Here is a 22,897-nt window from a genome sequence, read left to right as displayed (position 1 = left end):
TAGAAGAGTGCTATGTCCATCACGGACATAGCACTCTTCTTAAAATAGCTTCCTTCTGTACTAAACCACGGCCACACCAAGGCAAAGAAAATGACTGAGAATAACCAAAACCAAAACTCAGGGCAGCTACCTGCGATCCCGCTGCCTAATCAACCTCAATCGCCCGCCCCCAACCCCACGAACCCCAGTGGTCCGATCCCCGTTGGTGGCTACCAAAATCCGGGCGCTGCTCCCGCCGCACCCCAAAATTATTCTCAGGGTAACTACGCGCAGAACAACTACCCGCAGTCGAATAACTACGCGCAACCCACTCCTGAACCCTACGCCCAGGCTGTTCCGGTTCCACGTAAACCAATGGACAAAAAGAAGAAGCGCAAGCTCATCTTGATCTCATCTTTGATTGGTTTTCTGGTTGCCGCAATCATCGCTGGCGTAGTCACCATCAGCTACCTGTCAAAGCACTCCTTCGGGCCGGACAAAACCGTCGAAGCCTACCTGAACGCAATCGTCGCTGGTGATGCCGACCAGGCTAAGAAAATGAAGCCTCTACCTAGGTGGGTGGGGAACCAAAACCAAGACCTGCTAACCACAAAGGTGTACTCGAAGGTAAAGGGTCGCCCCACCTCGTTCACCATTGATGACATTAAGTACAGTGACGATAAGGACGAAGCATACGTCAGTGCCACCCTGCTAAAGGGCGACACGAAGATCGGTTCGCGGACCTTCGGGGTTCGAGCCGACGGAAAAGAATACGTCTTCTTCAAAAAGTGGCGCTTGGCTAACGGCTCCGAACCCATGGAAGCTGAATCCAACCTAGTGGGTCAAATCAATCTGATTCCTGACGGGGTGGAAGGAAACTTTAAGATCAAGCTGGCCGGCGCGGACATTGAAGTCTCTGGCACGACCGATAAAAACCGCATGCTGGCCGCCTTCCCCGGTGAGTACCCGCTTGAGGTTATCAACGACAACAAGTACCAGATGATCACCTCTGACCAGACCACCGTGAAGGTCGATCTGGACCAGAGTGAGGCCTCATTCGCGACCTTTAAGCAGGAAACCACCAAGGCCTTCACCGAGGCCATCCAGAAGGTGGTCCAAGACAAGGCCATGGAATGTGCCAAGGCGGTTACTGGAAATAACGAAACCTGCCACGCCTCGGTCTTTACCTGGGGTGAAGCACGTAGCTTCAAGTGGAGCCTAGTTGAGGTCCCCACGGTGGAAGACTTTGATACCAAGTACGGTAACTCCCTACGTCTACGCTTCCATGTCACCTATGAATCAAAATCTGGCGACAACTGGGAAGCCAAACAAGAGGACGTCTCTGGAACCCTTTACTACAACATCAAAGTGAAGGAAGACGGATCCCCTGAGGTGACTTTCGAGTAACCAATCTGGCAGACCACTTTTCCGAGGGCGGACCAACAGTCTTACGACTGCAGGTTCGCCCTTGGTCGCGTTAAACTTTAAAACATGAGTTTTGACCTGCAGCTATACAATTCGGCCACGAAAAAAGTAGAACCGGTACGTCCGGTTAAAGAGGGACACTTGGGCCTCTACTTATGTGGGGCGACCGTTTCAGGTCCCGCACACATTGGTCACGTTCGGGCCGCAGTTGCCTTTGACGTTTTGATTCGTTGGGCGAAGCGCTGCGGCATGCAGGTTACCTACATTCGTAACATCACCGATATTGATGACAAGATTCTGCGCAAGTCGCAAGAGAACGACACTGAATGGTGGGCGTGGGCCTCGAAGTGGGAGCGTGATTTCGCGCAGGCTTATCAGTCCCTAGGTGTGATCCCACCCGATTTTGAGCCCCGCGCAACCGGGCACATCCTGGACCAGATCGAACTGGTACAGCGTCTAGTGGACCGTGGTCATGCCTACGCAGACGGTCAGGGAAATGTTTACTTCTCGGTTCGTTCCCTGCCTGAGTACGGTAGCCTGACCCGTCAGAACCTAGATGACCTAGCTACTACCGAGGACGAATCGCAGCTTGACGCCGCGACCGAGGCGGGAAAGCGTGACCACCGCGATTTCGCGCTTTGGAAGGCCGCTAAGACTACGGAACCCGAAACTGCCGCTTGGGATTCTCCTTGGGGTCGGGGACGTCCCGGCTGGCACCTAGAGTGCTCTGCCATGTCTAAGCGTTACCTAGGTGAAGAATTCGATATCCATGGTGGCGGTATCGACTTGCGTTTTCCCCACCATGAGAACGAAATGGCACAGTCTCATGCGGCCGGCTGGGGTTTTGTGCGCCACTGGGTTCACAATGCTTGGGTCACTGCCAAGGGTGAGAAAATGTCCAAGTCCCTGGGCAATGGTCTGCTGGTAAATGAAATGGTCGCCCAGGTTGGGGCGCCGGCACTTCGTGTTGCTTTGGGTACCGTCCACTACCGTTCCACTTTGGAATGGGATGACCAGACTATTGAAAACGGGCAGAAGCTTTGGGATAAGCTCTCTGGTTTCCTAGAGCGTGCTGCCGCCGTCAGCCCCCAGGTTGCCCAGGCTAGTCAAGCTGAGCTTTGGCAGTTGGAGCTTCCGGAAGCCTTCGTGCGCGCCATGAATGATGACCTGAACCTGTCCGTGGCACTAGCTCAAGTTCATGCCGCCTTGAAGACTGGTCAGGCTGCCCTGCAGGCAGATAATCGTGATGAGCTACTTGCGGCCTCCCTGGGTTTGCGAGCCATGCTTGATGTCCTAGGTATTGATCCTCTGTCTGCGCATTGGCGTGGCAGCGAAGCAGCTGTTGCAGAAGGCAGCGGGGACGCCGCCCAATCAGCACTTGACGTCCTGATTAGTGCCCTTTTGGAAGAGCGGGCTGAAGCTAGGGCGCAGAAGGATTGGGGGCGCGCAGATGCCCTACGTGATCGTATTGCTGCTGCTGGTGTTGTGGTTGAAGACGGAAAAGACGGGGCTACCTGGCGCTTAGGCTAAAGGCCCAACATAAGGCGGAAATACAACCGTTCACAACGGGTTGGTAACATTATGGGGAAATATCCCCGTTTCAGCTAATCTGCCTTGTTGACGGCAAAGCGTGCCGATAATATTACGGCCATGAGCACTAACAACTTTAACCCCCAGGCGGCAGACCAAGCGCTAGCTGCCTTAAACGACCCTAACCTAGCGCCTGAACTGCTAGGGCAGATTGCCACCTATCACCCTGAGATGTGGGCGAAGGTTGCTGAACACCCGCGCCTTTACCCGGCCCTAGAAAAGTGGCTCGCGGAAAAAGGCGGACCGGAAGTCCAAGAAGCACTAAAGAACCGTACCTCTGGGAACACCCCGGCTGCTGCTCCGGTGGCCGCAGCGCCGCAGGCACCGGCCGTAAGCTCGGTACCGCAGCCCAGCAGTGGCACCAGCGTTCCAGAAAGTAGCTCCGCCGCCTCGTACCAGCCTGGAAATGGCCAGCACTCCTACCAGGCTTCTGCTCCGGCTGCTAGCGGCATGTCACCGGTGAACTTCCAGGAACCCAAGTCCGGTGGGAAGCGCAAGGGCGTTATCGCCCTAGTTATTGCCCTAGTCGTCGCTCTAGTAGCCGGCGTTGGCGGCTGGCTCTACTTCTCTGGTGTACTAAGTGCACGCGGAGCAGAATCACCCAAGGCCGCCATGGGACAGTTCTCTGAAGCCATTGAGGATCTTGATGTCACCAAGGCCGCGACCGTGATGGCACCTTCTGAAACCGACTTCTTTGTGGAAATCATGCAGCAGGGCGCTAAAGCCGGCGGTCAAAAGAATGTTGACCCGGTCAAACTGATGAGCGATCTTTCGAAGACCATTGAAATCAAGAATGATAAGTTCGAATACGAAGTCGCTGAAAAGAACGACAACCTAGCTGTTGTCAGTATTAACGAGTGGTCCGCTAAGGTCACTGTCAAGCCTGATTTCTTCACTGTCCTGGAAGATACTGAAGGTCTGCCACCGGAGGTTAAAGAACAGATAGCTCAGGCTAAAGAACAGCCGCTACCTGAAGATGAGCTAGTAACCTTCGTAAACGAAGGCAGCAAGCCGATCCGCGTAGTAATGGTTCAAGAAGGTGGCAAATGGTTTGTCTCTCCGATGATGACGTTTGCAGAGAACGCTCGCTCTCCCTACAGTGAACCGAATTACGAGTATGATCCGGCATCCGATAAGGGTGCAGAGAGCGCCGAAGATGTCATCAAGGACATTGTCGAACTAGGTAGCTCCAGTCGTTCTGGAGATGATCTGCTTTACAGCCCGAAGTTCCGTGGCCTGATGGAATTGCCGATCCGTCGTCTGATGGGTGTTTATGGCGATGACCCGGGTAAGGCAGCTGCTAGGACTCAAGCTAGTAACTTCGATGTTGACTGGAAACTTAACACGGCAAAGGGACCCAACGGTACCACCATCGTGTCCATGGGAGAAACCATTTTCACTGATCCTAGTGGCAATAAGATCGAGTTTTCCGATGGGAAAATGAAGATTACCAATGGTGCGGAATCCAAAACTCTTGATCTAGCTCGTACTCTGGTTAATCCGGATCAACTAGGGTTTGCGACTATCCAAGAGGATGGAACGTGGCGGCTAAGCTTGACCCAGTCTTATGTTAACCTCACCAAGCTGGAACTCAAGGACGGCGTCGCTCGTGAAGTGCTTGAAGAGTTCTCTCAGCAATACCGCAATCAGAACGGTTACCCCTCAGATGCCATGTCCCAGCTATTGAGCGATGAGGAGACGCTGGAGCGTGTGGTTGATGCCTTCCCAGGTTTGATCACGATGATGGATATTGGTATTCAACTTCAAGAGCTAGCCCCTCGCAATAGTGTTTACTAGAGACGGTAGGAGTTTTAAGCTTCTAAAGTCACTCTAGTTGAGCTCTTAACGCCAGCGGTTAAAGTTGGCAGGTGCGCTCCTAGCGGCAGTAAGGACCCAGTGGCCACACTGAGGACAATACCTACCGCTAGGAGCGCCCATGCGATTTGGGGTTTGGGTAATCCCAATGGAAGACCGAAAAAGTTCACCCGGTACAGTAGAAAACCCTGCACTGAGCCGGCTACTACTAGGGCCAGCAATGCCGCACTCCAGTAACCTAGCGTCGCACCTAAAAGCAGCATTACTGCGCCGAAAGCAAGGGTGCGTAGCCCCGCGAAGACTAGGCTTCTTCCGGCCAGTGCCCCTAGTTGTTTCAGATTAGTATTGCTCAGTTGCTTTTCCATGTTTTGATTACATCAATCCCGGCTTAGTGAATCTTTATAGGTTTCTGTGAGCCAGCTATGAAAAAGGAGTCGGACCGCTTCTGGCGGTCCGACTCCTTAGTTTGTTGATTCCCTCTTAGTTACTTTTGGGGAGACTCTGGGGATTCAGCAGTAGTGGCTTTGGGATCTCCGGGCTTATGAATGCCGTTTTGCTGGTGGGCAGGTCCACTATCAGGCTGCTGGTGATCTTTGGACTGCGGATCCTTCGACCGATCCTGGTCAGGCTTAGGGCCTTGCGGAGCTTCATGCTTAGGGCCGTGTCCTTTGGGTTCGTGATGCTTTGGGCCGTGCTCTTGGGGGCCCTGATGATGGTGATGTCCCGGCTTTCCGTCACGTTCAAAGCTATGAGCCGCACCCAGGGCAAATCCGCCGGCAGCGCCGGCTCCCACTAGGGCCAAAGCGGCAGCTGCCCCAACCAGGCCTTTAAACCACTTCTTTTTTAGTAGGGAAGTGCTCTCGGAAACCTCTTCGACAGGTTCTGGATCTGCAACTACAGGTGCTTCAGATTCTGGTGCTTCGGGTTCAGTGTTCTGTTCGAAATCTTCCTTGCTCATTCTTTCTCCAAGATGAAAAGGCGGCTTAATGGGCCGCGACTAATGGTTGATGGTGTCCATTAGAGCAAGCGAAGTTGAGCAGTCAATGTGCACTAGCTGTGAAGAAACTGTGAATGAAAAACGTGGGATCTAGCTTAGATAGCTAGCTAGATCCCACGATAGAGAATGAAAATGAAAGCGTTTAGAGACCTAGACGCTCAGCTACGTAATCCACGTCCTTATCGCCGCGGCCAGAAAGGTTCGCAATCACAATCTGATCCGGGCCCATCTCTTTCGCCAACTTGCAGGCATAAGCCACTGCGTGAGAAGACTCCAGTGCCGGGATAATGCCCTCAGTCCGGGAAAGCTCACTGAAAGCCTCCAAGGCCTCACGGTCATCACAGGTCACGTAATTAACGCGGCCCGCATCGCGCAAAGCAGCATGCTGGGGTCCAACACCGGGGTAGTCCAAACCGGAAGCGATCGAGTGAACGGGGGAGGGGCTGCCATCTTCTTCCTGCAGCACCAGAGTATTCATGCCGTGAATAAAACCGGCACTACCCTTTGCCATAGTGGCCGCGTGGCGGTTACCGGAAAGACCCTCGCCACCCGGTTCCACGCCGTAAATATCCACCTCGGCGTCACCAAGGAAAGCATCAAAGAGGCCCATAGCGTTAGAACCGCCGCCCACGCAGGCAACAATCGCATCAGGTAGGCGTCCTTCGACCTCCTGAATCTGCTGACGGGCTTCCTTACCCACCACGGACTGGAAATCGCGCACCATTGACGGGTACGGGTCCGGACCCACCACGGAACCAATGCAGAACATGGTGTCCTGGTAGTCAGCAGCATAAGTATCAAAAGCAGAATCTACCGCTTCCTTCAAAGAGCGGCCCCCAGCCGAAACCGGGACCACCTTAGCGCCCAAAAGCTGCATGCGGATGACATTCGGATGCTGCTTTTCCACGTCGATCTCACCCATGTGGATCTCACACTCAAGACCCAGCAGAGCCGCCGCGGTAGCTAGCGCCACCCCATGCTGGCCCGCACCGGTTTCCGCAATGACCTTCTTCTTGCCCAAGCGCTTAGCCAGTAGCACTTCCCCTAGGCAGTGGTTGATCTTATGGGCACCTGAATGATTCAAATCCTCACGCTTCAGGTAAATCTTCGCGCCGCCCATCTTCTTGGTCAGGTTCTCTGCGTAGTACAGCAGGGAAGGACGGCCCACATACTTGGCCATCAGGTCATGGAACTCAGCCTGGAACTCCGGGTCGTTCACCGCCTTCGCGTAAGCTTCGCGAACCTCAGCGATGGGGGCAACTAGGTGCGGCGGAAGTTCAGCGCCACCATAGGCGCCAAAGTAACCATTGGTGTCGGCCCGAAAAACTGATTCGGCTGCTTGAGTGTTATTGTCGGCCATCTTCTTGTCTCCCTTTATCTTCATTGCCAAAGGAGGCCATAAAAAATCGCCCCCTGAAAAGAGGCGATCGGTTTTTTGCACTAAACAGTTCGCCCCTTAGGGGCGCCACCAGTTCCGGAGGTTGTTTAAGTACATCATGGCGAAAACGTTAGCACTCGTGCCCAAAAAGCGGCAAATTGAAGCCAAAAATTAGGTCTTTTTGCCCAATCCTAAAGTAACCTAAGACATAAAAATGAGCGGTAAACGGAAAGCCAAAATGAAAAGCCACACAAGCAACCTCGGCAAAGAAACGGCACCCTGCCCGCAGAAGACAGAACCAGTAAACTAGCCCCATGAAACTTCTACTAATCCGCCACGCAGAATCACAAAACAATGCCCTCATGGCCTCCGGACGGATTGAAGAGCGCGTCCCCGACCCGCACATTAGCGAACTGGGACAAAAACAAGCCCAAGCGCTAGCAGACTTCTACGCCACCAAACCCGCCGGCTACCCCATCCCGGACGAAATCCAAACCTCCCTGATGATCCGCACCATCCAGACGGCCACCCCGCTAGCGGACCAACTAGACCTACCCATGACCGCCCGCATGGACACCTTCGAACGCCGCGGCGTTTTCGAGGGCGTATTCGACACCCCCACCGTGCACCCCGGCAGCCCCCGCAGTACCCTCCAAGCCGTCACCCCCAGGGTCACGCTACCCGAAGGGGCCACTGAAGAGGGCTGGTGGAAAGGCCCCTTCGAAAATCAACGCGCAGGGCTAATCCGCGCCCAAAAAGTGGTCAAAGACCTACGAAAAATGGCCCAGGATGTCCCACCCGGCTACACCCTAGCCCTAGTCTCACACGGCGAATTCCTGGCCATGCTGATCACCACCTTCATGGAAGGCAAACGTGTTCAACAAATCATCGACGGACCCGGCGACCCAGACACCGCCTTCCGCCGCATGGACCGCTTCATTGCCCTAGAGAACACCTCCACCAGCCTGCTAGAAATCATTGGCCAGGACTTCACCATGACCCACTGGATCAACCGCATCGACCACCTCTTTGCGGCCGGGCTAGCCGGGCAGGGTGCCTCCAGTGAAGACACCGCCGCCGTCTAGGCGCAGAACCACGGTTCGATCTTTTAAACTAGAGCCCAAATGATTAAGTACCTTGGCTCCAAACGACTACTAGTGCCCACCCTGGGGCAGCTAGTGGCCGCTAGTGGTGCACAAAGTACGCTAGACCTATTCACCGGCACCACCCGGGTAGCCCAAGAGTTCTGCCGCCAAGGCACCTACACCTACGCCACCGACGTGGCCTCATACTCTGAAGTCCTAGCCCAGTGCTACGTCGAAACTGACGCGGAAAAAGTTGACTACCAAGAACTCGAAGACGCCCTCACGCACCTGCAAAACCTGCCCCCCAAAGCCGGTTACTTTACCGAAACCTACTGTCAAAAATCACGCTTCTTCCACCCTGACAACGGCGCCAAAATTGATGCCATCAGAAACGGCATCGACGAACACTACGCCAACAGCCCACTGCGCCCCATTCTGCTGACCTCCCTGATGGAAGCCGCCGATGCCGTAGACTCCACCGTGGGCCTACAGATGGCGTACCTAAAAAGCTGGGCGCCGCGAGCCCTACGCCCCCTGACACTAAAAGTCCCCGAACTAACCCCCGGAACCGGAAAAGCGATCCGCGGGGACGCCCTCGACCTAGTAAAAACCCTGCCCAAAGTGGACCTAGCCTACCTAGACCCGCCTTACAACCAGCACCGCTACTACACCAACTACCACATCTGGGAAACCCTGATCCGCTGGGACGAACCCGAAGTTTACGGGATCGCCTGCAAACGCGTGGACTGCAAAGACCTAGAAACCAAAAGCCCCTTCAACAGTAAGAAGGAAATGCCCGAAGCCCTAGCCCAAGTCGTCACCGACACGCAGGCTGACCTGCTGATGCTCAGCTTCAACAATGAAGGCTTCATCCCCCTAGCCGGACTAGAAGAGATCGTCGCCGCCCGCGGATACCCCACCCACACCCTCACCTTCGACTTCAAACGCTACGTAGGTGCGCAGATCGGTATCCACTCACCGACCGGAGAGAAAGTCGGGCAGGTCTCCCACACCAAGAACTACGAGTACGTGATCCTCTCTGGCCCCGAAACTAAACTTCAGGCCATGCTGGAAAGCCTGCCAGCGCAGTGAAAAGCAAAGCAGTCGGGAACCCAGCATGAAAAAACTAATCAGAGCAGTAATACTTAGCGCCGCCGCGATCAGCCTAGGCGCCTGCGGCTCCGGTGATTCTGCCCCGCCCACCAGGGCATATTCACAACCCAAATCTGAAGAGTTTGAACAGTTTGCCGAAACGGCAATCGTCCGGATCTTTGAGCAACAGGACTCTGACCCGAAAGCCCCGAACTTAAAAGTCGAAGTGGTCTTGCGCCCACAAGCACAAATGCCCCGCTTCGTGGAGCTGCTAAAAACCATTAAAAAGAACTACGGTCCGCCGGAAAAACTCAGCTTCAAGATCATCATGCCCGGGCAGGCCGAAATCTCTGCCCTGGGGACTGAGCTAGATACCGATTCGACCCACTGGCAAAGCTTCACCCACTTGCTGGGTCAGCTGCCGGCAACTAACTGGATCCTTGAAACGAACCGGCTAAGCACGCATTTTCTACAAACCGGGCAGGAAAACTGCACGCCCATGATGGAGGACCTACTGGCCCAAGACCAGATCGCCAGTCAGCTGGAAATCAGCATTAACCGCACGCAGGCCAAAGAATACTGCCAGGTCAACTACTACTTCTTGAACCAGCCGGAAAATAACCCGGCCCTGGGTGACCTTCGCCGGGCCCAGTTCCAGGTCTGGAAACAGCAAAGTGAAGCCCAGCGTCCCGACTTGCGCCTCTCCTTTACGCAAAAACCGGCTGGTAGTTTCCTTGATACCACCTACTGGGTGGCCCCGACCTATATTTTCCGAGGGGGCCAGGCCAACCCCTTCCGTCCCACCCCCGAAGTTCCGCTTGAGTTAGAAGAACGCGAACAGAGGATCCAGCGCACGCAGGCCCTGCCCTTCCAGAATGCTCCCACCGGGATGGTCGCGAAAGTGTGCGAAGAAATCTCAACTGAGCAGCCGAAGCTAACTGAGGCTGGGGGATACCAGGTCAATACGCTCTGCGGGAGTACCTACAATGACGGCAAGCACCTGCTGAGCTATCTGTGGCCTCTAAAGCGTCAAACCCTAGGAAAACTGTTAAATGAGAGCCTCGAGGCCGGGATCTATCTGAACGCGCGACTACCGCTGCATGATCAGGCAGTGTTTGGGAATGTGCGCGTGCCCGCCTGGGTGCCCGGGGCAGCAACACAAAACTTACCCTGGGAGAAATAAAAGACTGGGGTTAAGAGCCAGGGTTGTATTGCAAGTGCTGAAGGGAAAAGGCAGTAGGGCAGAGCCAGTAGGCCTAAGCCCCCTAGTCAACCAGCAGGGGTAAGACCACCGTGAAGGTAGTCCCCGAGTTTTCCACTGTTTCAGAATCTGTGGTAGTCGAATCTGCGGTAGTGGAACCTGCGGTAGTCGAACCTGCCGCCTTAGCTTCGATTGAACTAACCGTGACCTGACCCCCGTGTGCCTGCACAATGGCCTGCACAATCGAGAGCCCTAAACCGGTCGAACCACTGGGCCTAGAAGCAGCCTGATCCGAACGCGAAAAACGCTCAAAGACACGCTCCAGCTGGGCGGCCGGAATGCCCGGACCAGAATCATGAACCGTAACCTGCACCCGGGGCGCAGAAAGTAGCGTCCTAACCGAATCCGGCCCAACAGAAGCAGAGTCATCCGAACTCGGTTCCGCCGCCAAAACCCGCAAGCCCAGGCGCACACTAGTGCCCGCCGGGGTATGCACGCGCGCATTAGTCAGTAGATTCGCCAAAACCTGACGCAGACGATCCTCATCCCCGGAAACCAGCGGCAACGGACCCTCTGGATCCAAATCCAAATCAAAATCCCACTCATGATCCGGACCAGCCGCCTGCGCATCCGCCAAGGCATCCGCGCACAGAGCCAACAGGTCCACCTCAGAAAACTGCAGTTCCCGCCCCGCATCCAAACGCGCCAAAAGCAAAAGCTGATCGACCAGACGCTGCATGCGCGCGCCCTCGGAACGAATCCGGGAAAGGTGATTCTGCGCGTCCTGCGGCCACTGCGACTGGTGACGTTCAAGCAACTGTGCGTAACCAGAAATCGAAGCTAGGGGAGTGCGTAACTCATGGGACGCATCCGCCACAAACTCACGCAGGTGCGCCTCCGACTGGGCGCGGGCCGTCAAAGACTCATCCACGTGCCCCAGCAGCGTATTCAAAGCCTGCGCCACCTGACCCGCTTCCGTCTGCGGATCACTGACCGGCACCCGCACCTGCAGGTCCACCTGCCCGGTACTCAGGTCCATTTCCGTGACCTGGTGGGCTGCCTCCGTCACTTCCGTTAAGGGGGCCAGATTGCGCTTCACCAACCACGAGGCCGCCACGCCCGCCAACACGGCCGCCGCCACCCCCAGGATTAACTCCCAGAGGATAAAACTCTTCACCAGGTCATCAGTAGGCTCAAGCGAAGAACCCAAAAGCAGGGTCTGCTGGTTATCCTTCTGGGTCAGTAAGACCCGGTAGCGTCCCAGTCCGGGAATATGGACGCTTTGGATCTGGCTGACTCGCTGATTCTTGACCTCATTGAGCAGGGCATTGGCCTGACTGACCTGCAGGGCCTGGAAACTACCCTGCGGGGTAATCACGGCGGCTTGTACGGCATCCTGACGCTTAGTGAGCACCAGCGTGCCATCGCGCAGGCCCGGAGTGCGGATCCCCTTAGGGAGCCGGCCAGGATCATCCTGGTGCTCATGCGGTTTATCCGCCTGCGGGTTAGGTTTGTCCGTCTGTGGGGTAGGTTTGTTCGCCTGCGGGTCCGTTTTTTCTGCCGGAAGCGCCGGGATAGCATCCGGGCTGGGGGCGCTTAACCCCTCCTGATAACTGGCCGTGCGAGTACTAGCCGTCCGCAACTGCTGGTCAATCTGCGCCAAAGAATTACGGTACAGGGCAAAGGTCGACACTCCACCCATGGTCAACACCAGCAGCAGGATCAGCAGGGTAGTGCCCACACTCAGGCGGCGCCGAATAGAACCGCGCGGACTTAGTCGATTAAAGAGTTTCAAAACTACCGCCCTAAGCCTTGGGGACATCAAGTAGATAACCAACCCCACGCAGGGTAGTAATCATGGGCGGTAGACCCGCGACGCCCAGTTTGCGACGCAGGTAGGAAATATAGAGCTCCACCACGTTAGCTTTGCCCCCAAAATCATAATTCCACACGTGATCAAGGATCTGACTCTTAGAGACTACCCGGCCCGCGTTCAGCATCAGGTAGTGCAGTAGCTCAAACTCGGTAGCCGTCAGGGTAATCTCATGTCCCGCCCGGGTCACCGCGTGCGAATCCTCATTCAAAACTAGGTCACCCACAGTCAAGGTGGGGTCCGGCGGGGTCGGGTTCTTGCCGCCTCGGCGCAGTAGTACCTGGATGCGCGCGACGACCTCGGCCAAATCAAAAGGCTTCGTGACATAGTCGTCCGCGCCCGCATTCAAGCCAGCCACCCGGTCCGCAACCGCATCGCGCGCGGTCAAAAAGAGGATCGGAACCAGGGGTTGCGTGGCGCGAATCCGCCGCAGGACCGTCAGCCCATCCATGTCGGGTAGGCCAATATCCAGCAGGATCACATCCGGTTTAAGCTCATTGGCCATGCGAATAGCGCGGTTACCCGTCCCGGCCGTGTGGACCGTCCAGCCCTCATACTCCAGAGCAGAAGATAGTAGGGAAGCCAGCATTTCCTCATCATCTACGACCAGGATGCTCACTTCGCCGGTGGGATCAACTAGGGCGGGGTCTTTTCGTTCAGCCATACCCTGATTCAACCATACGAAGATTGCGGGAGTCTTTATGAAACCTGTGAATTAGCTGTGAGCCACTTTGAGGAACTGGTCGCTTTTCTCAATTGCCTGCCACGCCTGCCCTATACTGGGAAACAGTATTAGTCTCATTAGCGCAAGTGAAAGCGAAACCAAACATGGCCGGAAACTCAAAACGTCGCGGCGCCGTCCGTAAAGCCAGCACCAAAAAAGGCCCTACCAAGGGAACCGGTGGCCACGGCCGTAAAGCCCTAGAGGGTCGCGGACCCACGCCCAAGGCTGAGGACCGCCCCTACCACCCCGCGCACAAACGCAAGGTCGTCCAGGAACGTCGCGAGCTAACTCGCCAGCAGCAGGCGGCCGCCGCCGCTAAGCGCTCCCCGATCAAGGTCGAGGAAGGCTCGGAGCTAATCTTTGGCCGTAACCCCGTGGCCGAGGCCGTACGCGCCGGTGCCCCCATCCGCAAGGTTTTCCTGGCCGGTGGCCTTTCTGACGATCGCGTCGAACTAGTAGTCCGGACCGCCACCGCCCTAGGCGCCCCCATCGTGGAAGTTTCCAAGACTGACCTAGATCGCGCCTCTGACGGGGCCGTCCACCAGGGCCTAGCCGTTGAGGTCCCGCCCTTTGAGTATGCGGAACTTCCCGACCTGATCGAGGATGCGCAGGCCGCTGGTCGCGCCCCCCTCTTCATTGCGCTAGATTCCGTCACCGACCCCCATAACCTGGGTGCCGTGATCCGTTCCGCCGGTGCTTTCGGCGCCGATGGCGTCATTATCGGTACCCGCCGCAGCGCGCAGGTTAACGCCACCGTCTGGAAGGTCTCTGCCGGTGCCGCCGCGCGCGTCCCCGTGGTCCGCGTTTCGAACCTAGCTCGCACGATTGTCGAATGTAAGGAACAGGGCCTGTTCGCAGTTGGTTTAGACGGCGGTGGTGACGTTTCCGTTCGCGGCCTAAACCTGGCCACTGAGCCCCTGCTGCTAGTGACTGGTGCTGAAGGCGCCGGCCTGTCGCGTCTAGTCCGTGAGCACTGTGATCAGATCGCCTCGATCCCGATCAGCTCTAACGTGGAATCCCTAAATGCGGCAGTCGCTACCGGCGTCGCACTTTACGAGGTTGCTCAATTACGGGCAGAGGTCACCGAAAACTAAGACCCGGGGTTACCGAAAACTAAGAACTGTTGCCCTTCAGTGTGACGGGGCTTGCAAAATGGTATACATTCTCGGTATTACCATTTCAAGCTTCTTTGACCACTGGAGGGCACATGAAATCGGAGCCAAACGTCCCGCCGCATCCTCAGGATCTACCTGATCGGCAGGAACTAGCCGAAGTCGGGGAACTAGCGGTGGCCACCGCCGCCCGCTGGGCCAAAGCCGCCCAAGCGTACCCCATCGAAGCCTCGGCCAAACTACTAGCCAAAGCCCTAGCTGACCCCAGCGGGCTAGAGTACACCGTCGCCTTCGTGGACAATGTTATTCGCCCCGAGGACGAACACATTGCCGCCCGCAACCTGGCCAAACTAGGCAAACAGAAACCCGGATTCCTACCCTGGTTCCTGCGCCTACCTGCCGCTTGGGGTGGCGCACTAGCACCATTAGCCCCACAACTGGCACTACCCGTAGCCCGTCGCGTCTTCAGCGAACTAGTCGGCGACCTAGTCCTAGACGTGCGCGAAGACAAGCTGGGCCCCGCCCTCGCCCGCCTACGTAAGGGCGGCGCGCGCCTGAACGTGAACCTCCTCGGCGAGGCCGTCCTAGGCGACGGGGAAGCGGACCGTCGGCTAGCGCAAACCAAGAAACTACTTGAACGCCCCGACATTGACTACGTCTCCCTGAAGGTTTCGGCCGTGACCGGGCCACACAACCCGTGGGCCTTCGACCAGACCGTAGACCGGGCCGTCGAAAAACTACTGCCGCTCTACCAGGTAGCCGCGCAGGCCACCACCCCGAAGTTCATCAACCTAGACATGGAAGAATACCGGGACCTGGCGCTAACCATCGCGGTTTTCAAGAAGATCCTAGACCGCCCCGACATGCTGCACCTAGAGGCCGGTATTGTTCTGCAGGGCTACCTGCCGGATTCCCTGCCGGCCATGAAGGACCTGCAGGAGTGGTCAGCGGCTCGCCGGGCCCGCGGGGGTGCCGGCATTAAGGTGCGTGTCGTTAAGGGCGCGAACCTAGCCATGGAACGAGTCGAGGCGGAAATCCACGACTGGCCCCTAACCGTCTGCCCGTCCAAGGCGGATACGGACGCGAACTACCTGCGCGTCCTCGACTGGGCAATGACCCCCGAACGCATGCAGAATGTGCGCCTGGGCGTGGCGGGACACAACCTGTTCACCATCGCTTACGCGTGGGAACTGGCCGGACGCCGGGGTGTGCGGGACCGGGTTGAGATCGAAATGCTCTCCGGTATGGCCACCAACCAGGCGCGTGCGGTCCGGGATGAGGTCGGGCAGCTACTGCTGTACGTGCCGGTCGTCCACCCGGATGAATACGATGTGGCAATCAGCTACCTGGTTCGTCGCCTAGAAGAGAATGCCGCCCCGGAAAACTACATGTCGAACGTCTTCCATGTGGGCACGGACCCGCAGGCTTTCAATACGGAAAAGGCACGTTTCGAGCATGCCTTGGAGCTGCTAGAGGGACCGGCTTTGGAGCCGCGTCGTAGCCAGGATCGTCGGACAGAAAAGGCCGCTGACCTGGCCGAAACTCAGGCTTTTGGCTTTGCTAATACGCCCGATTCGGATCCGGCCCTGCCCGGGAACCTAGAGTGGGCGGCCCAGATTATCGAACGCGTCCCCAATAGCGAGCTGGGTGCCGCAGAGGTTAGCGCCGCCGCGGTTGAGTCTGAGGACCAGCTGAGCTTGATCATGGATCAGGCCATTGAAGCCCAGGGTAAGTGGGCGGCCCGGCCCGCGGCAGAACGTGCAGAGATCTTGCGCGCAGCCGCCGTGGAACTGGGACTGGCCCGCGCGGAATTGATTGAGGTTGCGGCCTCTGAATGTGGCAAGACCATTGATCAGGCGGACGTGGAAGTCTCTGAAGCGATTGACTTCGCGAACTACTATGCGCAGCTGGCCCTAGAGGTCGAGGAACAGCCCGGTACCCAGTGGGTGCCTGCGAAGCTCATTGCGGTGACCCCGCCGTGGAACTTCCCGCTGGCCATCCCGGCCGGTGGCGTGCTGGCCGCTTTGGCGGCCGGCAGCGGCGTGCTGTTCAAGCCGGCTGGTTTGGCGGTCCGCTGTGGTGCGTTGGTTGCTTCGGCCCTGTGGAGGGCGGGCGTACCGCGTGAACTACTGCAGTTTGTGGTCTTGAGTGAGCGCCAGTTGGGGAAGCAGATGATCACTGACCCGCGGGTTGAGCGCGTGATCCTGACCGGTGGTTCCAGCACGGCGGAACTGTTCCGTTCGTGGCGGCCGGACCTGCAACTACTGGCTGAAACCAGTGGTAAGAATGCGATTATCGTGACCCCCAGTGCGGACCTTGACCTGGCGGTTAAGGACGTGGTGAACTCTGCTTTCGGTCACGCCGGGCAGAAGTGTTCGGCGTCCTCGCTGGTGATCCTAGTTGGTTCGGTGGCTAAATCTAAGCGTTTTGCCCGCCAGCTGGTGGACGCGGTGAAGTCCTTGCATGTGGCTCACCCGACCGATCCGGAAGCCCAGATGGGCCCGATTTGTGGCCAGCCGGGCGAAAAGCTGCGTACCGGCCTGACCAAGTTGGAAGATGGCCAGCGTTGGATCCTAGAGCCTAAGCAGTTGGATGATTCGGGTCGACTTTGGAGCCCGGGCGTGCGCGTGGGCGTGAAGCCGGGCAGTGACTACCACCTGACCGAGTACTTTGGCCCGATTTTGGGCATCATGCAGGCCGATACGTTGGAGCAGGCCGTGCAGATCCAGAACGCTACCGCCTACGGTCTGACCGCTGGTATTCACTCGCTGGATTCCTCTGAGGTCAACTATTGGCTACAGAATGTGGAAGCGGGCAACCTGTATGTTAACCGCGGTATCACGGGCGCGATTGTCCGCCGCCAGCCCTTCGGTGGTTGGAAGCGTTCAGCGGTTGGTAACGGCACTAAGGCCGGTGGCCCGAACTATCTCTTCGCCCTTGGTCGTTTCGAATCCAAGATGCTCACCGAGGAAGAGGTCCAGGATCTACCTGAGGTGCGTGACCCGCTGGTCGAGTCGATCCTGCAGGTTGGCAGTGAGGTACTTTCCGAGGAAGCTGCCGCCTTCCTGCGCGTTGCGGCCCGTTCTGATGAACTGGCGAAGCTCTCTGAGTTTGCGGCCGCGCATGATCCTTCCGATTTGGCTTGCGAACTTAACGTTCTGCGTTACTTGCCGGTTCCGGTTACGGTTCGCACCAGTATTCCGGAGTCAGTTGGTCATGCTTTGGGTGGCCCGGCTGGTGCAGCTCCCGTTGAGGGTCAGGAAGTTGGCGGCCCGGCTGGTGCTAACTTGGGGGTCACTGAACTGCCTGAGCAGTTGCTGGTCGATTCGGTCCGAGTGTGCTTGGCTGGTGTGAGCGTGGGCGCTCCGGTTACCTGGTCGGTGCCGGTTCCGGTAGATCCGAAGCTGGTAAAGGCCCTAGGGGATGCGAATGTTCGTGTCCAGGTGGTGCCGGAAGCTCAGTGGCTTGAGCAGGCCGCTAAGACCGACTGGGGTTTGGATGGTCGTGTCCGTCTGGTGGGCGCTGATCGCACTGCCCTGTCTGAGGCGGTGGGCGGCAATATTGATGTGGCTTGCTGGGATGGTCCGGTGACTGTTTCTGGCCGCATTGAGGCCCTGCCTTTCGTCCATGAGCAGGCCGTTTCGATTACGAACCATCGTTTTGGTAATCCGACTCCGCTTTCGGAAGAGTGGATTGTCTGAGGTTTAAATAGTTATGCCGACCCGCCAAGGATCTTTGGTGGGTCGGCAAAATTTTTGCCTTTTAAGGCATTTTTATACGGTTTTCCAGGCGTCTTTTCCACGCGTCTTTTTAGGACGGTTTTTAACGTGGGAAGGGCGCTTATTTTTTCGTTTTGTTCTCTGGGCTCTGGTTGTTCCACCACAGGACGTAAGCGGTCAGACTAATCAGGACTAGTGCGCCTACCCCTAATACCCAGGGGCGTAGTGTTTCCCAGGTGGTGGGGGTGGGGTCGCCGGCCACAATCGCGGGGGCCTGGGTGAGCTCGTCTAGGGAGTTGAAGGTGATGGTGTTCCCGTTAATTTTGCCGCCCTGTGCGCCGGTGATCTGGGTGGGGAAGGTCAGGGTGATCTTGACGTTTTCGGGTGCCACCGCAAGGGACCTAACGAACTCGGCCGGGTCCTTGGTGAGTAGCGTGTAGGCGTTGCCCTCTTGATAGAGGACGGTTTTATTCACGTTCGGGTTGAAGTTTTTGAACTCCAGGGTGCAGTCCAGAGCTTCAGCGTTGGAGTCATCCTTAGCTACCGAGAGGGTCAGTATATCCCGGGGATCCTGGTGGTTTTGTTTCTGCACTTGGTTGACATTCCGGGCTAGTGCCTGGCAGCTAGCGTCATCAGCGTTGATTTCCGTTTTGGGCACGTTCAGGTGAATGGTCCCGGAAGCAGTCAGGTCCGGGTTGATCTGTATCTGGGCGTCAGATTGGCAGGCACCAAGCAGTGGTAGCAGTAGTAGGGCCCCAATGATGGTTTTGATTCTGGACTGTCTCATGGGTAATAGCTTACGTGGTATGGGGAAGAAATTGTTTTGGCCCGTCCGAGGAATCCCCGGACGGGCCAAATACTGGTCTGAAAACCTAGCGCCTAACTAGAGGCCGCTTTTGAATAGCGGGTTAGCTGGGGTTGTAGGTTTGTCCCGGACGGTACTCGCCATTACCAGACTGAGGAGCTTCAGCTTGGGGGTTTTCCGCCGGAGCGTTGGATTCTGCCTGTGCCTTCTGGGCGGCGTGTTCTTCTGCTGCCTTTACCGGGTCGCTGGTGGGCAGAATACCGGGCTGGTAGCTGGCGCCTTGGGCGTTAGCGTGCGGGTAGACACCCTGCTGGAAGCCGCCTTCCTTGGTCTCCCGGAAGGGGGAGTTCTGGGGGCGTGCACCATGCTGGTAGGTGGCACCCTGGGCGTTGGCCTGCGGGGAAACCGCACGTTGGTAGCCCGTATCCGGGGCATCGCTGGGGTGTACCGGGGTGGGTGCCGGTGCGCTAGTTCCAGTTGAGGGGGCCACGGGGGAAGACGCAGCAGACGAGGGGGCTGCGGCAGCAGTTCCGGCAGCTACCGGTGCAGCTGCGGAATAGGGGCTGCCCTGAACACCCTGAGGAGCCTGTGCGCTGGGGTAACCCTGTGCGTTTTGAGGGGCCTGTGCGCCGGGGTAACCCTGTGCACCCTGAGGAGCTTGGCCACTTTGGTTCGGGTATCCGCCAGCTTGCTGGCCAGCTGCCGGGGCGCCATAGGGGGAGGCTGCGTTACCGGGGCGGGCATTGCCTGGGCCACCGGGGTAGCCGCCGCCAGGACCGGGGTAGCCGCCACCGTTCGGGCCGGGGTAGCCGCCATTGCGCGGGCCAGTGCTGTCACTGCCGGAGTTACGCTTCTTCATGAGGAGGAAGATGCCGCCACCGATGATGGCTAGACCAAGGACGGAACCACCGGCAATAAGGGTCCAGAAGAGCCATCCGGCCATGCCTTCCTCATCAGAGTCAGAGTCAGATTTGGAAGCAGAGTCCTTCTTGCCGTCGGAGTTGCTTTCCTTGGCGTCATCTGACTTGTCAGAGTCAGAGCGTTCAGAATCCGAACCGGCTTTTTCCTGGTCTGAATCATTATTCGAGTCAGATCCTTGGTTGTCGCTGGAGTTTTTGTCATCCTTATTGGAATCAACAGAACCGGAACCGTTCAGCGGTTCGGCAACGATTCGCGGCGGGTTCTTAAAGAACTTAGCAACGTCATGGTAGGTTGCGCTGTTACCGTCAATCTCAGCACCGGGAGCAGAAATAATCTTGGTGGGCATGTTGATTTTTAGGTAGAAGTTCGGGATCTGCTCCATTTGTTTTAGCTGAGCAGAATCCATGGGCTTGCCCTTTGTGAAGTCCAAGATAACACCTTCATCATTGAAGATTACGTCATCGGCACTGCCAATGGGTAGCGTGTCGGACGTAAGCTTACAGGAAAGTGGATCGTCGCTGAGGGTCTCAACCTGGTTGAAAGTGTCTTGAGAAGAACCCGCATTGGCTTCAGCGAATAGTGCCTCACAGGAAATTGGCTTTCCGCTTTGCTTTAGTATGTCGGTTTCAGTCTTATCGAGGGTGAGGATTACGGAGATATTGGCGCTCTTATCGGATAAGACGCTCATTTCCATCCCGCCCTCACAAGCGCTCAGGGTCATCGCGGAGGCGGCAATCGCGCCTCCGGCAATAAGTTTCTTTGAGAATTTGTTTAGCTTCATGAAACCCAGCATATCGGGTTGACATGGTTCATGTGTTGAAAAATGTGGGATTTGGGTAATCTTACCCATCTCTTAGGGGCGGTCTGCTAAGATTGAGAGTTGTAACCCGCTACAACCGTCAGCGGGTTTTCGTATGTTTAAAAGGAAAGGGGCCCCCGCATGCCAGCAGTAATCGTGCTTGGAACCCAATGGGGCGACGAAGGAAAAGGTAAAGCCACCGACCAGCTAGGTGCAGACGTTGACTACGTGGTCAAGTTCAATGGTGGTAACAATGCAGGACACACGGTAGTTATCGAGGGTGAAAAGTTCGCCCTGCACCTACTACCCTCTGGCATCCTGACCCCTGGCGTCACCCCCGTTATTGGTAACGGAGTAGTGGTAGACCTAGAGGTACTTTTCCAAGAACTAGATGAGCTAGAAGCCCGCGGCGTGGACACCTCCGAGCTGAAGGTATCCTCCCACGCTCACCTGATCCCCTCATACAATAAGGTCCTTGACGGGGCTACCGAAAAGTTCCTAGGCGACCGTAAGATCGGCACCACCGGTCGCGGCATTGGCCCCACCTACGCCGACAAGATGAACCGCGTTGGCATTCGCGTCCAGGACCTGTTCGATGAGTCCATCCTGCGCAAGAAGGTGCGCGGCGCCCTAGACCAGAAGAACCACCTGCTGAAAACCCTGTACGAAATGCCCGAAATCGACCCTGATACGGTCGCTGACGAGCTTCTCGCATACGCTGAGCGCCTGCGCCCCTACGTCGCAGACACCACCCTCATGCTGAACCAGGCCCTAGATGAGGGCAAGATGGTCCTCTTCGAAGCTGGCCAGGCCACCATGCTGGACGTCGATCACGGCACCTACCCGTTCGTGACCTCCTCTTCCGCGACCGCGGGCGGCGCCTGCACCGGTTCCGGCATTGGCCCCACCCGCATCGACCGCGTGATTGGCGTGGCTAAGGCCTACTCCACGCGCGTGGGCGAAGGCCCGTACCCGACCGAACTATTCGACGAGGTAGGCGAGCAACTACGCCAGGCCGGCGGCGAATTCGGTACCACTACCGGGCGTCCTCGTCGAACCGGCTGGTACGACGCCGTCGTAGCCCGCTACTCCAGCCGCGTAAACGGCCTCACCGATATCGTCCTCACCAAACTGGACGTCCTTACCGGTTTCGAACAGTTGCCGGTCTGTGTCGCCTACGACGTGGACGGACAGCGCGTCGAAGAAATGCCTGACTCTCAGACTGACTTCCATCACGCAAAGCCCATCTACGAATACTTCCCCGGCTGGACCGAAGACATTTCGAAGGCCCAGAGTTGGGAAGAACTACCGCAGAATGCCCGCGACTATGTGGAGGCTCTAGAGCGTCTCTCTGGCTGCCGCATCTCCGTGATCGGTAACGGCCCGGGTCGTGAAGCGGCGATCGTCCGTCACTCCCTAGTCTGAGAAACGCTCAGACTCCGACCGGGTCCTTAACTGGGCGCCAACCGGCGGTCTTAGCTTTCTAGCTTTAAATAAATAGTGGTGGCCATGAAGGAATAATCCCTCATGGCCACCACTATTTTTGGCTATGTGCTCACTGGTTTAGGTGCTCAACGGCCCACTTAGCCTGCTCGGGGCTGTATTCGGGTCCGCCTACCTGGACGAGGTAGTTGTAAAGTTCCTCATCGCTCATCTCAGGCTTATCTTTCTTGATGTGCTTTGCCCATTCAAGTGCCACCTGATTCCAGTCGATCTTGGCGTTCTTTACCGCATAGCGGGCCTCATCGACAGTGAAGGATGCCGGCTGGCTGTAGAGGATTTCGAATAGTTCACGCTGTGAGTGCGGCATCAGCTTCTGGTAGGCGATTGCCGCATCGCAGGCGACCTCATTCCAGTCCACACCAAGGTTATTGACGGCCCACAGGATGTCTTCGTCGGTGTAGTCTGCAACGCCGGACTGCTTAAGAATGTTGTACAGGCCTTCCTTGGATTCGGGGTTCTTTTCCTGCATTTTCTTGGCTAGCATGACCAGTTCTTCCCCGTGCGGTGGGACTTCCTTCGGGGCGGGGTGCTCGTCTACATAACGAGGGGGCGTGGGGGCGGCCGGGAATTTGTCCGGGTCCTGTGCGCGGGTATTGGTTGCTAGGTCTACTTCTTCACCGTCGACAATATCCTTGGCACCTTCCGGGGTTTGGGTAGCGGGGGCCGAGGCCGTGGCGGCAGGTTTCGTTTCGGGTTTCTTTTCTTCCGAGGTAGTAGTGGAGCTGCAGGCGGTCAGCATCAGGGCGCTAGCTGCGACTAGCGGGATGATTCGGTTTAGTTTTTTCATATTCAGCCTCATTGCTGGGTGGAGGATAGGTACCCTTCAAGGGTAGCGAAGAAATCATTGGAATTCCAAAGAAAATGCCAAGCTCGTGTGAT

17 protein-coding genes are annotated in these 22,897 nt (G+C 57.0%); 9 read left to right on the top strand and 8 right to left on the bottom strand.

What is annotated here, in order from left to right; genetic code table 11:
- The first annotated feature begins 90 nt into the window (after positions 1 to 90).
- From BSR28_RS01290 to BSR28_RS01280, 3 genes are all read left to right on the top strand, one after another.
- Positions 91 to 1,386 carry a zinc ribbon domain-containing protein gene (locus BSR28_RS01290; RefSeq protein WP_073708493.1) on the top strand — a complete coding sequence of 432 codons (1,296 nt, stop codon included), beginning with the start codon at positions 91 to 93 and terminating at the stop codon, positions 1,384 to 1,386.
- A gap of 84 nt (positions 1,387 to 1,470) precedes the next feature.
- A complete protein-coding gene (gene cysS / locus BSR28_RS01285; RefSeq protein ID WP_073713102.1) occupies positions 1,471 to 2,934 on the top strand; it encodes a cysteine--tRNA ligase in 1,464 nt (487 codons plus the stop codon).
- 120 nt (positions 2,935 to 3,054) lie between these two features.
- Positions 3,055 to 4,791 carry a variant leucine-rich repeat-containing protein gene (locus BSR28_RS01280; protein WP_143237531.1) on the top strand — a complete coding sequence of 579 codons (1,737 nt, stop codon included), beginning with the start codon at positions 3,055 to 3,057 and terminating at the stop codon, positions 4,789 to 4,791.
- A 14-nt stretch (positions 4,792 to 4,805) separates the two neighbouring features.
- Here BSR28_RS01280 and BSR28_RS01275 read toward each other — a convergent pair whose 3' ends face one another.
- The 3 genes from BSR28_RS01275 to trpB all read right to left on the bottom strand — a co-directional run bounded on the left by BSR28_RS01275 (position 4,806) and on the right by trpB (position 7,166).
- Positions 4,806 to 5,174, bottom strand: coding sequence for a hypothetical protein (locus BSR28_RS01275; protein ID WP_073708496.1), 369 nt, complete (start codon positions 5,172 to 5,174; stop codon positions 4,806 to 4,808).
- A 119-nt stretch (positions 5,175 to 5,293) separates the two neighbouring features.
- Positions 5,294 to 5,767: a hypothetical protein gene (locus tag BSR28_RS01270; protein ID WP_073713100.1), complete on the bottom strand. Its 474-nt coding sequence runs from the start codon at positions 5,765 to 5,767 to the stop codon at positions 5,294 to 5,296.
- Positions 5,768 to 5,948: 181 nt separating this feature from the next.
- Positions 5,949 to 7,166, bottom strand: coding sequence for a tryptophan synthase subunit beta (trpB, locus tag BSR28_RS01265; RefSeq protein WP_073708498.1), 1,218 nt, complete (start codon positions 7,164 to 7,166; stop codon positions 5,949 to 5,951).
- Between the two features lie 332 nt (positions 7,167 to 7,498).
- Here trpB and BSR28_RS01260 point away from each other — a divergent pair, with 332 nt between their 5' ends.
- The 3 genes from BSR28_RS01260 to BSR28_RS01250 are packed head-to-tail and all read left to right on the top strand — an operon-like array spanning position 7,499 to position 10,544.
- Positions 7,499 to 8,269, top strand: coding sequence for a histidine phosphatase family protein (locus BSR28_RS01260; RefSeq protein WP_073713099.1), 771 nt, complete (start codon positions 7,499 to 7,501; stop codon positions 8,267 to 8,269).
- 39 nt (positions 8,270 to 8,308) lie between these two features.
- The gene (locus BSR28_RS01255) at positions 8,309 to 9,361 is read left to right on the top strand and encodes a DNA adenine methylase (RefSeq protein ID WP_073713098.1); all 1,053 of its coding nucleotides are present in this window, start codon (positions 8,309 to 8,311) and stop codon (positions 9,359 to 9,361) included.
- A gap of 25 nt (positions 9,362 to 9,386) precedes the next feature.
- On the top strand, positions 9,387 to 10,544 hold the full coding sequence (locus BSR28_RS01250) for a hypothetical protein (RefSeq protein WP_073713097.1): 1,158 nt from the start codon (positions 9,387 to 9,389) through the stop codon (positions 10,542 to 10,544).
- 82 nt (positions 10,545 to 10,626) lie between these two features.
- Here BSR28_RS01250 and BSR28_RS01245 read toward each other — a convergent pair whose 3' ends face one another.
- On the bottom strand, positions 10,627 to 12,357 hold the full coding sequence (locus BSR28_RS01245) for a sensor histidine kinase (RefSeq protein ID WP_073713096.1): 1,731 nt from the start codon (positions 12,355 to 12,357) through the stop codon (positions 10,627 to 10,629).
- A 10-nt stretch (positions 12,358 to 12,367) separates the two neighbouring features.
- Positions 12,368 to 13,099 (bottom strand): response regulator transcription factor, encoded by a 732-nt coding sequence (locus tag BSR28_RS01240; RefSeq protein ID WP_073713095.1) that lies wholly within the window; start codon positions 13,097 to 13,099, stop codon positions 12,368 to 12,370.
- A 164-nt stretch (positions 13,100 to 13,263) separates the two neighbouring features.
- Here BSR28_RS01240 and rlmB point away from each other — a divergent pair, with 164 nt between their 5' ends.
- Both rlmB and BSR28_RS01230 read left to right on the top strand, forming a co-directional pair.
- On the top strand, positions 13,264 to 14,253 hold the full coding sequence (gene rlmB / locus BSR28_RS01235) for a 23S rRNA (guanosine(2251)-2'-O)-methyltransferase RlmB (protein WP_073708504.1): 990 nt from the start codon (positions 13,264 to 13,266) through the stop codon (positions 14,251 to 14,253).
- A 113-nt stretch (positions 14,254 to 14,366) separates the two neighbouring features.
- On the top strand, positions 14,367 to 17,972 hold the full coding sequence (locus tag BSR28_RS01230; RefSeq protein ID WP_073713094.1) for a bifunctional proline dehydrogenase/L-glutamate gamma-semialdehyde dehydrogenase: 3,606 nt from the start codon (positions 14,367 to 14,369) through the stop codon (positions 17,970 to 17,972).
- A 139-nt stretch (positions 17,973 to 18,111) separates the two neighbouring features.
- Here the strand turns inward: BSR28_RS01230 and BSR28_RS01225 are convergent, their stop codons facing one another.
- Together BSR28_RS01225 and BSR28_RS01220 are read right to left on the bottom strand one after the other, a co-directional pair.
- A complete protein-coding gene (locus BSR28_RS01225) occupies positions 18,112 to 18,777 on the bottom strand; it encodes an LppM family (lipo)protein (RefSeq protein WP_073713093.1) in 666 nt (221 codons plus the stop codon).
- A gap of 121 nt (positions 18,778 to 18,898) precedes the next feature.
- Entirely contained in the window at positions 18,899 to 20,497 is a 1,599-nt protein-coding gene (locus BSR28_RS01220; RefSeq protein WP_143237529.1) for a hypothetical protein, read from the bottom strand.
- A gap of 159 nt (positions 20,498 to 20,656) precedes the next feature.
- Between BSR28_RS01220 and BSR28_RS01215 the strand changes: the two genes are divergently transcribed.
- Complete coding sequence (locus BSR28_RS01215) at positions 20,657 to 21,940, top strand: adenylosuccinate synthase (protein ID WP_073708508.1); 1,284 nt, start codon at positions 20,657 to 20,659, stop codon at positions 21,938 to 21,940.
- A gap of 130 nt (positions 21,941 to 22,070) precedes the next feature.
- Here BSR28_RS01215 and BSR28_RS01210 read toward each other — a convergent pair whose 3' ends face one another.
- Complete coding sequence (locus BSR28_RS01210; protein WP_073713091.1) at positions 22,071 to 22,805, bottom strand: Ltp family lipoprotein; 735 nt, start codon at positions 22,803 to 22,805, stop codon at positions 22,071 to 22,073.
- Between the last annotated feature and the right edge of the window lie 92 nt (positions 22,806 to 22,897).

It is taken from the genome of Boudabousia liubingyangii (assembly GCF_001907245.1).
Taxonomy (GTDB): Bacteria; Actinomycetota; Actinomycetes; order Actinomycetales; family Actinomycetaceae; genus Boudabousia; species Boudabousia liubingyangii.
The sequence above is the reverse complement of the archived record's forward strand: the minus strand, read 5'-3'. Positions and strand labels throughout refer to the sequence as shown.